Raw genomic sequence first — 9,068 nt, forward strand, 5'->3', positions numbered from 1 at the left:
GGATTTGATTGTTTAGGAATTTCTTTAAATCTGTATAATGAATATGAATTTGAAGAAATAAAAAGTGGATTAATATTTGAAGGTTTTGAGGAAAAATTTTCTAATAAAGATAATATTGTTTTTAAAGCAATGTTACAAATATTTAGAAGAGCGCATTATCCTTATAGTGGATTAAGAATAAAACTTGTGAAGCAGGAAATTCCAATAGCTAGAGGACTTGGGAGTAGTTCAAGTTGTATTATAGCGGGACTCTATGGAGCAAATATGATAGTTAAGAAAAAGCTTACAAAGGAAGAACTTTTAAGTTTGGCAGTAGAGATAGAAGGACATCCTGATAATGTAGCACCAGCACTCTTAGGAGGTATCATAATTGCCACATCTGATGATGGTGAAGTTATATATGAAACTATAAACAATAAGAATAATTTAAAGTTTTTAGCTGTAATTCCAAACTTTGAACTAAAGACAGAAAAGGCAAGGAGCGTACTTCCTAAAAATTTAACATATGCAGATTCAGTGTATAATATTGGGCGAGTAGCATTACTTGCAATGGGATTAAACAATGGAAATGACAGTATTTTAAAGGTTGCATGTAAAGATAGATTACATGAACCATATAGAAATAGCTTAATTGAAGGAATTGATTTAATTAAGAAAGAAGCTTATAATAATGGGGCATTAGCCTCGTATTTAAGTGGAGCAGGTCCTACTATTATGATTGTAGTTAAAGAAACTAAAGAGATTGGAAAAAAGATAAGAGAAGTTCTAAACAATGAAAATTTAGAATATGAAGTAGTAGAACTTTCCATGGATACAAAGGGGACAATTGTATTATAGAAGGTGGAATGTAATGGATGGAAAAAACTTATTAATTGATAAAAAAGCCTTACCAGATGTATATGAGAAGGTATTAGAAGCGAAGAAGCTTTTAAAAGAAGGTAAAGTTAAGGAAATAACAGAAGCAACAAAAATTGTTGGAATTAGCAGAAGTGTTTATTATAAATATAAAAATTATGTATTTGAATTTTCTGAAAGTGCAGAAGGTAGAAAAATGACATTTAATATGATGGTAAAGCATAGAAAAGGTGTTTTATCAGAAGTGTTAAATTATATCTCAGAAAAAGGGGGGAATATTCTAACTATCTATCAAGGATTGCCTATAAATGGAGTGGCAAATTTAACATTAACTATAGATATGTCTATGTTAGAATTAGATGTATCTGATCTTTTAGAAACATTAGAGAAAATGGATAATGTTGATAGAGTTGATTTTATAGCTATGGAATAAGATAAAAGGTATAAAAGGATGAGATAATGGGGTGTTATAAATGTATATAAATACAAAGTTTAGTGAACTCAGATTAAGACAAGCTAGAGTAGAAGATACAAAAATTATTTTAGAGCTTATATGTGAGATTGCAAAGTATGAAAAGATGCTAGACCGAGTAATAGCAACTGAAGAAAGTATAAAAGACTCTATATTCTTTAAAAAAGAAGCTGAAGTTCTTTTAGTAGAGGTAAATGAAAAAGTTATAGGATACGTACTATATTTCTTTAATTACTCTACCTTCTTAGGAAGAAGTGGATTTTATTTAGAGGATATTTATATAAAAGAAGAATATAGAAAAAAAGGATATGGCAAAGAAATATTTAAAGTTATTGGAAAGATAGCTTATGAAAAAGGATGCCATAGAATGGAATGGTCTTGTTTAAATTGGAATACACCATCTATAGAATTTTATAAAAATTTAGGTGCTATTCCAATGAGTGAATGGACAGTTTATAGACTAACTAGAGAAAAAATAAAAGATTTAGCAGAAAGATAAAAAAGAAAGATTTTTCAAAAACTAAGTAAGAAAAAAATAAGCTTAGATTTTGAGGAGTCTTTTTTTATTATAAATAGAAATTTTACGATCATACAAATTGAGAAAAAGTGGTAACAAGAATAAAAAGGAAGAATATTATGAATTTATAATATTTAACAATTTAGTGTATTAAAGTAAAAAGGTGGTATAAAGATGAGAGAGGGAATTCCAGAGGGAACAAGAGATTTAATATTCGATGAGAGTTTAAAAAAAGAGGTTGTTATTGAAAAGTTAAATAAAATATATGATAGCTTTGGGTATGAGACAGTAGTTACACCAACATTAGAATTTTATGATACTTTTGGGAAAAGAGAAGATGGTTTTAGGGATGAAATGCTATATAAAATAATAGATAAAAATGGAAGGACATTAGTTTTAAGACCAGATATGACATTGCCTATAAGTAGAGTAGTTAAAACAAAAATGAGAGAAGTTAAAATGCCAATAAGAATAAAATATTGTTCAAATGTATTTAATGTATATGGAACATATTGTGGAAAGCGAAATGAATATACAGATTGTGGAGTAGAGCTTATAGGGGATTTGAGTAAAGATTTAGATTTAGAAATTTTAACTTTAGCTATAGAAGGATTAAAAAGTTTTAATTCAAAAGATTTTAAATTAGAGATAGGAATTATAGGATTTATCAATAATATATTTGATGAATTAATGCTAAATGAGGAGAGTAAAAGATTAATTGCACATTTCATTGAAAATAAAGATATAGTTGCATTAGATGAATTTGTCTCTAGTATTCAAATAGAAGAGGAGTTTAAAGAGTTATTAAGAGAAATACCATGGTTATTTGGAGATAGTCATGTTTTAGATAGAGTCCTTAAATATAATTTAAATGAGGAAGTTTTAGAAAGTTTAAATTATATGAAGGAATTATTTTTAATTTTAAAGAAACTAGGGTATGAAGAAAATGTAAGTTTTGATTTAGGAATGATTCCAAGAGTTAATTATTATAGAGGGATAATGTTTAAAGGATATTTAGATGGAGCATGTGATACTGTCTTAAATGGGGGAAGATATACTTTTAATAAAGAAGATAAGATTGAAATTGATGCTATAGGCTTTTCTATAAATGTGGATTTAGTAGCTGAAAATATAAAGGTTGAAAGAATTAAAGAGGGAACAGTTTTAATTTATGGAGAAGAGAATTTAATTAGGGCAATGAATAAAGCAAAGGAACTTAGAGCAGTTGGAAAAAGGGTTAAATTAAAAAGATCAAACAACAAGAGTGACTTTAAAATAGAGGAAGGTGAATAAGATGACTATAAATGTGGCACTTACTAAAGGAAGACTTGAAAAAGAGATAGTGAAAATATTAGAGAATGTAGGTTATGGAGTAGATGAGTTAAGGGAGAAGGGAAGAAAGCTAGTATTTTCAGATACTAAAGAAGATATAAAATATTTTTTAGTAAAAGCAGCAGATTCTATAACTTATGTGGAACATGGAGTTGCTGATATTGGTGTAGTAGGAAAGGATACTTTATTAGAAAGTGAAAAAGAATATTTTGAAGTTCTAGATTTAAATATTGGAGTTTGTAAATTTATAGTTGCCTCATTGCCTGAGAAAAGACTTTTTGAAAAAATAGGACATGTTAGAATTGGAACGAAATATCCAAAGGTGGCAAAAAATTATTTTGAAAAGCGTGGTATGGATGTAGAAATAATAAAGATAGAGGGTTCAGTTGAGCTTGCACCTATATTAGATTTATGTGATGGTATTGTAGATATTATGGAAACAGGAATAACATTAAAGGAAAATGGATTAGTTGTTTTAGATGATATATGTAATATAAGTGCTAGGCTAATAATAAATAAAGCAAGCTTTAAAATGAAGAGTGATGAGATAAGAAAATTTATAGAGGAACTTAAAAAGGGGATAAAGGTAGGGGGATAAAGATGATAGAAAGGATTATATATTCTTTAAAAAATAGAGAAAAAGTTTTGAAACTTTTACAAAGTAGAAAAGATTCTGATGACTTAGAAAAGTTAAATAAAGTAAAAGATATATTAAGTAATATAAAAGAAAATGGAGATAGGGCATTATTAGAATATACAAAAAAATTTGATAAGGTAGAGCTTGTAGAAGTAGAAGTTACAAAAAGTGAAATAAAAGAAGCTTATAAAGAAGTTTCAGAAGAGTTTCTTTTAGCAATGAAAGAGGCAAAGAAAAATATTGAAGAGTATCATAGATTACAAAAGAAAGAGGGATATACATTAAAGAGAGAGAATGGAGTGCTTTTAGGACAAAGAGTGCTACCTTTAAAAAAGGTGGGAGTTTATGTTCCAGGAGGAACTGCAAGTTATCCATCATCTGTTTTAATGAATATAATACCTGCTAAAGTTGCAGGAGTTAAAGAAATATATATGATAACGCCACCTACAAAAGAGGGAGAAGTTAATCCATATATAGCAGTAGCAGGAGATTTAGCAGGAGCTACTAAGATATATAAGGTTGGAGGAGCACAAGGAATAGGTGCATTAGCTTTTGGAACGGAAAAAGTAAAAAAGGTAGATAAGATAGTTGGACCTGGAAATACTTATGTGGCTCTTGCTAAGAAAGAAGTTTTTGGTGAAGTTGATATAGATATGATAGCGGGACCGAGTGAAATTTTAGTTATAGGTGGAGAAAATGCAAATCCTAAATATATAGCTGCTGATTTAATGTCACAAGCAGAGCATGATGTTTTGGCATCTTCTGTTTTAATAACTACATCAAAAGAACTTTCAGAAAAAGTTGTAGAAGAAATTGAAAAGCAATTAGAGGGATTAAGTAGAAAAGAAATAATAAAAGAGTCTTTAAAAAATTATGGAAAAATAATTATCTGTGAAACTATAGATGAATGTTTTGAACTTTCAAATTATATAGCTCCTGAACATTTAGAAATTCTTTTAGAAAATCCAATAGAATATTTAGATAAGGTTAGAAATGCAGGTTCAGTCTTTTTAGGAGAATATTCACCAGAGCCAGTGGGAGATTACTTTGGGGGAACAAACCATGTGCTTCCTACAAGTGGAACAGCAAGATTTTTCTCACCATTATTAGTAGATAGCTTTATAAAAAAATCTTCATTTTTATATTATACAAAGGAAGCCTTATTAGAAGATGGAGAAAAAATAATAACTATTGCAAAGAAAGAAGGATTAGATGCACATGCAAATTCTATAAAGGTGAGGTTAGAGGATGAAAAAAGTAGAGAAGTATAATGTAGAAAGTTTAGACGGATGTATTATTTTAAATGGAAATGAAAGCTTTTATAATATTTTAGGTGATTATAAAGAAGAAATATTAGAGGAAGTATTGAAGATAGATTTCAATAGATATCCAGAGAATGATTCAACAGAATTAAGAAAAGCATATGGAGATTACTTAGGAATTAAAAAAGAAAATATAATAGCAGGACATGGTTCAGATGAAATGATTTCATTAGTAGTTTCAGCTTTTATCAATAAGGGTAAAAAGGTTTTGACTTTAAATCCTGACTTTTCTATGTATGATTTTTATGTTTCTCAAAATGAAGGTGAGTTAATAAAATTAGATTGTAAGGAAGATGGACGCTATAGTGTAGAAGATTTTATAAATCTTGGGAAATCTGAAAATGTTGACTTAGTAGTTTTCTCAAATCCTAATAATCCAACAGGCTTTGCCAAAGAGACTTTAGAAATTGAAAAAATAATAAAAGGCTTTAAAGATAAAATTATATTAGTTGATGAGGCTTATATTGAATTTTATAAAAAATCAGTTGTAGATAAGATAAATACTTATGATAATTTATTAGTTACAAGAACTTTATCAAAAGCTTTTGCAGGGGCAAGTCTTAGATTAGGATTTTTAATAGGAAATGAAAAGCTAATAGAAAAGATTCAAAGCTTTAAGGTTCCATATAACGTGAATAGAGTGTCTCAAAGTCTTGGTAAAATACTTATTTCAAAAAAGGATAGAGTAAACAATTTTATTGAAGAAGTTTTAGAAGAAAGAGAAAGAGTGTTTAAAGAGCTTAAAGAAATTGAAGAAAAAAGTAAAAAAATAAAAGTATATAAATCTAATTCAAATTTTATATTTGGAAGAGGGAACAAAAGTTTTTTAGAAGAGCTTGAAAAAGAAAAGATAGTAGTAAGAAACTTTAAAGATGATTCCTTTAGGATATCTATAGGAAGCAAGGAAGAAAATAATTCTGTAATTAAAATATTAAAGGAATGGTCAAAGTTATGAGAAAGGCTAATATAAAAAGAAAGACTAAGGAAACAGATATATTTTTAGAATTAAACTTAGATGGAACTGGTGAAAGTGATATAGATACAGGAATAGAAATTTTTGATCATATGCTAATTCTTTTTTCTTTTCATAGTGAAATAGATTTAAAGGTTAAATGTATAGGAGATATAGGTGTATGTGATCATCATACAGTTGAGGATATAGGAATAGCTTTAGGTAATGGAATAAAAGAGGCACTAGGTGAGAAATTTGGAATTGAGAGATATGGGACAATGCATATGCCTATGGATGAAAGCTTAGCGCTTGTATCTTTAGATATAAGTGGAAGACCTTTTTTAGTGTTTGATTGTGAGTTTAATAGAGAGAAGGTTGGGGAAATGTCAACAGAAATGGTTGAAGAATTTTTTAGAGCAGTGGCTTTTAATAGTGGAATAACACTTCATATAAATATGATGTATGGGAAAAATGACCATCATAAAATAGAGGCTATATTTAAAGGCTTTGGAAGAGCTTTAAAGAGGGCTAAAGAAGTGACAAGTGAAAGAGTTCAAAGTACAAAAGGGGTAATTTAAAATGATAGGGATAATAGATTATGGAATGGGTAACCTTAAAAGTGTTTCAAACGCATTGGACAAGTTACGGATTGAATACATTATATCTGATGAGAAAAAAATCTTGGGGATTTGTGAAAAGTTTATATTACCAGGAGTTGGAGCTTTTAATGATGCAATGATAAATTTAAAAGAAAAAGGATTAGATGAGTTTATAAAAATTGAGGTATTAAAAGGAAAAGAACTTTTAGGAATCTGTTTAGGAATGCAACTTTTATTCCAAAAAGGCTATGAAGGAATAGAGATGGATGGCTTAGGTTTATTAAAGGGAAGGGTTGTAAAAATAAATGAAGAAGGAAGAAGGATACCACATATAGGGTGGAATAGTGGTAAAGCCTTTAATAAAACTAGATTATTAGATGAAATAGATGAAAATAGTTTCTTTTATTATGTTCATTCTTATATGATAAGTGATTATGAAAAAGATGATTTAGTTATAGGAGCTGATTATGAAGGTGTTTTAATACCGGGATTATTTAAAAAGAATAATACAATGGGAGCTCAGTTTCATCCAGAAAAAAGTGGAGAAGTTGGACTTAAACTTATAGAGAATTTTGTTAAGGGGTGAAGATAAATGGTTATACTACCAGCAATAGATATAATAGATGGAAAACCAGTAAGGTTATATAAGGGAGATTATTTAACAAAAGAAATAGTTTCAGAGGATGTATTAGAAACTGCAAAAAACTTTGAAAAGCTTGGAGCAGATTGGGTACATTTAGTTGATTTAGATGGAGCTAAAGATAAAAAACCTAAAAATTTAGACCTTATTTTAAAGGTTGCAAAAGAAGTTAATATAAAGGTTGAAATTGGTGGAGGGATAAGAACTTTAGATACTATAAAAAAATATATAGATGGTGGAGTAGATAGAGTAATACTTGGAACTGTTGCTATACAGGATAAAGAATTATTAAAAACTGCTATTTCATTATATGGAGAAAAAATTGCAGTTGGTATTGATTGTACTAATGGATATGCCTATGGAAATGGGTGGTTTGAAGAAAGTAAGTTACATTATATAGATTTTGCAAAAGAACTAGAAAAGATAGGTGTTAAAAATATAATAGTTACAGATATTCAAAAGGATGGGACTCTTGAAGGTGTAAATGTAGAAATGTTAGAAAAGTTATCTAAAGAAGTAAATATAGATATAACAGCTTCTGGAGGAGTTAAAGACATAGAAGATATAGAAAAGCTTAAAAAGATAAATCTATATGGGGCAATAACAGGAAAAGCTTTATATACAAAAAAATTATCTTTAGAAGAAGCAATAAAAATAGCAAAAAAGTAAGGAGTGAAAAGGATGCATACAAAAAGAATAATACCTTGCTTAGATGTAAAAAATGGTGAAGTTGTAAAAGGAATTAACTTTATAGAGTTAAAAACAGTTGGAGATCCTGTAAGTCTTGCTAAGTTTTATAATGAACAAGGAGCCGATGAGTTGGTTTTTTTAGATATAACAGCTTCTTATGAAGATAGAGGGATAATGAGAAAAGTTGTTGAAAAAGTAGCTAAAGAGATTTTTATTCCATTTACAGTTGGTGGAGGAATAAGAACTATAGAAGATATAAAGGAGATATTAAGAGCGGGTGCAGATAAGATAAGTTTAAATTCAGCAGCAGTAAAAAATAAAGAACTTATAAAAGAAGGAGCAAAAATATTTGGAAGTCAATGTATTGTTGTAGCAATAGATGGAAAGCTTAGAGAAGATAAACTTGGCTGGAATGTCTATATAAATGGTGGAAGAGTAGACACAGGATTAGATTTAATAGAATGGGTAAAGGAAATAACAAGCTTAGGCTGTGGAGAAATTCTTTTAACATCAATGGATGCAGATGGAACTAAAAAAGGCTTTGATATTGAAATGTTAAAAGAGGTACGAAAAAACACAAATGTACCTGTTATAGCTTCAGGTGGTTGTGGAAATTTAGAGCATTTTTATGAGGTGCTAAAAAATGATGTTAGTGATGCAGCACTTGTAGCTTCTCTTTTTCACTATGGTGAACTTACTATAAAGGAAGTAAAAACATATCTAAAAGAAAAAAAAATTAAAGTTAGATTATAGGAGAAGGATATGGATATAGAGAAAATATTAAAGAGTTTAGACTTTAAAAAAGGAAAGGGTCTTATACCAGCAATAGTACAAGATTATAGAAATAATGAAGTTTTAATGCTTGCATATATAAATGAAGAAAGTATGAGAAAAACATTAGAAACTGGAGAATGTTATTATTTTAGTAGAAGTAGAAATGAATTATGGCATAAGGGTGCTATATCAGGACACATACAAAAAGTTAAAGAAATAAAAGTAGATTGTGATAATGATACAATTTTATTTCTTGTAAAACAAAAAGGTCCAGCTTG

Annotated in this window: 12 protein-coding genes; all 12 read left to right on the top strand. The window is 28.7% G+C overall.

Annotated elements, in window-relative coordinates; genetic code table 11:
- Positions 1-837: homoserine kinase (gene thrB / locus ACRDDY_RS09675; protein WP_438564744.1), on the top strand; the 837-nt coding region annotated here is incomplete at its 5' end.
- A gap of 13 nt (positions 838-850) precedes the next feature.
- Positions 851-1,288 (top strand): ACT domain-containing protein, encoded by a 438-nt coding sequence (locus tag ACRDDY_RS09680; RefSeq protein ID WP_438564745.1) that lies wholly within the window; start codon positions 851-853, stop codon positions 1,286-1,288.
- Positions 1,289-1,328: 40 nt separating this feature from the next.
- The gene (locus ACRDDY_RS09685) at positions 1,329-1,826 is read left to right on the top strand and encodes a GNAT family N-acetyltransferase (RefSeq protein ID WP_438564746.1); all 498 of its coding nucleotides are present in this window, start codon (positions 1,329-1,331) and stop codon (positions 1,824-1,826) included.
- A gap of 192 nt (positions 1,827-2,018) precedes the next feature.
- Entirely contained in the window at positions 2,019-3,137 is a 1,119-nt protein-coding gene (gene hisZ, locus ACRDDY_RS09690) for an ATP phosphoribosyltransferase regulatory subunit (RefSeq protein ID WP_438564747.1), read from the top strand.
- A gap of 1 nt (position 3,138) precedes the next feature.
- Positions 3,139-3,774 carry an ATP phosphoribosyltransferase gene (hisG, locus tag ACRDDY_RS09695; protein WP_438564748.1) on the top strand — a complete coding sequence of 212 codons (636 nt, stop codon included), beginning with the start codon at positions 3,139-3,141 and terminating at the stop codon, positions 3,772-3,774.
- Between the two features lie 2 nt (positions 3,775-3,776).
- Positions 3,777-5,084, top strand: coding sequence for a histidinol dehydrogenase (gene hisD / locus ACRDDY_RS09700; protein WP_438564749.1), 1,308 nt, complete (start codon positions 3,777-3,779; stop codon positions 5,082-5,084).
- Complete coding sequence (hisC, locus tag ACRDDY_RS09705; protein WP_438564750.1) at positions 5,062-6,090, top strand: histidinol-phosphate transaminase; 1,029 nt, start codon at positions 5,062-5,064, stop codon at positions 6,088-6,090. The genes hisD and hisC overlap by 23 nt, the downstream gene beginning before the upstream one ends.
- Positions 6,087-6,665, top strand: coding sequence for an imidazoleglycerol-phosphate dehydratase HisB (hisB, locus tag ACRDDY_RS09710; RefSeq protein WP_438564751.1), 579 nt, complete (start codon positions 6,087-6,089; stop codon positions 6,663-6,665). The genes hisC and hisB overlap by 4 nt, the downstream gene beginning before the upstream one ends.
- A gap of 1 nt (position 6,666) precedes the next feature.
- A complete protein-coding gene (gene hisH / locus ACRDDY_RS09715; protein ID WP_438564752.1) occupies positions 6,667-7,272 on the top strand; it encodes an imidazole glycerol phosphate synthase subunit HisH in 606 nt (201 codons plus the stop codon).
- A 6-nt stretch (positions 7,273-7,278) separates the two neighbouring features.
- Positions 7,279-7,995: a 1-(5-phosphoribosyl)-5-[(5-phosphoribosylamino)methylideneamino]imidazole-4-carboxamide isomerase gene (gene hisA, locus ACRDDY_RS09720; protein WP_438564753.1), complete on the top strand. Its 717-nt coding sequence runs from the start codon at positions 7,279-7,281 to the stop codon at positions 7,993-7,995.
- 12 nt (positions 7,996-8,007) lie between these two features.
- Positions 8,008-8,769 carry an imidazole glycerol phosphate synthase subunit HisF gene (hisF, locus tag ACRDDY_RS09725; protein WP_438564754.1) on the top strand — a complete coding sequence of 254 codons (762 nt, stop codon included), beginning with the start codon at positions 8,008-8,010 and terminating at the stop codon, positions 8,767-8,769.
- Between the two features lie 9 nt (positions 8,770-8,778).
- A partial coding sequence (gene hisI, locus ACRDDY_RS09730) for a phosphoribosyl-AMP cyclohydrolase (protein WP_438564755.1) occupies positions 8,779-9,068 on the top strand: 290 nt, incomplete at its 3' end.

The organism is Clostridium sp., assembly GCF_051656525.1.
In the GTDB taxonomy this organism is placed as follows: Bacteria; Bacillota; Clostridia; order Clostridiales; family Clostridiaceae; genus Clostridium.